At 60.2% G+C, this 1,000-nt stretch carries 1 protein-coding gene; it reads right to left on the bottom strand.

Annotated features, from left to right (window positions below; all coding sequences use genetic code 11):
* Positions 1-636 (bottom strand): multidrug transporter (locus HMPREF2674_RS06570; protein WP_070825192.1); only part of this gene is annotated, 636 nt, incomplete at its 3' end.
* Between the last annotated feature and the right edge of the window lie 364 nt (positions 637-1,000).

Genomic DNA, 1,000 nt, shown 5'->3' with positions numbered 1-1,000 from the left:
TTCGAGCTCGCGGTGCAGTTTGCTACCGTACACAGCGTTACCCGCCTCGGTGGAGATACGACTGTTTGTGGACTGCACGTCGTTCTCGGGCCTCTTACCTTCGGGAACCGCGGCGTCCAGGGTCTCGCGGGCCTTGTCCTCACATTCGATGATGAGCCTCTCCTCGGGGCTGAGGCTTGCCCCTGGGGTGACGGAGATGGGAGCTTTGGCGTTGGGGTCTCGCTTCTGAAAACCGTACTTCTTGGCGTATTCGACGTTCCAGGGGCCGTACATTCGGCCCGGATCGCCACGCGGCGCGCTTTCAGATTGGGGAGCTTGGTCGGGGTCGGTGTAGCTCTGCCCGTGTTCGGCGTAGCACTGCTTCATGGCAATCTGATAGGCCGTGTATTCGTAATGAGTGCCCCTCTCGTAGTAGAGGTAATCGTCCAGGGGCATCTTTACGATGTCCTGTTCCGCGTCGAAGATGGCGTGGACGCTTTCGTCGCGTTCCAGCGGCGGGTTGAAGAGCGAGCAGGCGCTCAGGGGCATGATGCCGATACAGAACAGGGCACCCGTGGTGAGCAGTCGGCGGCTCATGCCGGTACGAGGGCTAGTTCCGGTGCGAGGGTCGGCGGTGCGGCAGTTGAGGGACTTCATCGTTGAACACCTTTCATAAGAGTGAGTTGTTCACCACATTACACTTTTTGCTCCTTGCCGCGCCTTAAATCCGGGGGGGGGTGTGCACCAAAAATTTTTGCGCGCCCACCCGCCTGCCGCGAGCTGCATCCTCTGCGGGAATATCCTCGCGGGTGCGGGCTACCCGCCGAGCCTGTGTCTCGGGTGGCCCGCACCATTACCGGTCTTTCCCCGGTATCAAGATTCGGTTTTAAAATCCGACGTCAAAACCGGTCGTGGACGCTCGGGTTACTGGTGCTCCTGAACGTACTGCTTGAACTTCTCGTCGCGGTCGCGGTCGGCTTGGCGCTCCTGTTCAAGCTGCGACTGGTACTTGCGGATGAGC

It is taken from the genome of Rothia sp. HMSC062F03, assembly GCF_001836905.1.
Taxonomy (GTDB): domain Bacteria; phylum Actinomycetota; class Actinomycetes; order Actinomycetales; family Micrococcaceae; genus Rothia; species Rothia mucilaginosa_A.
The sequence above is the reverse complement of the archived record's forward strand: the minus strand, read 5'-3'. Positions and strand labels throughout refer to the sequence as shown.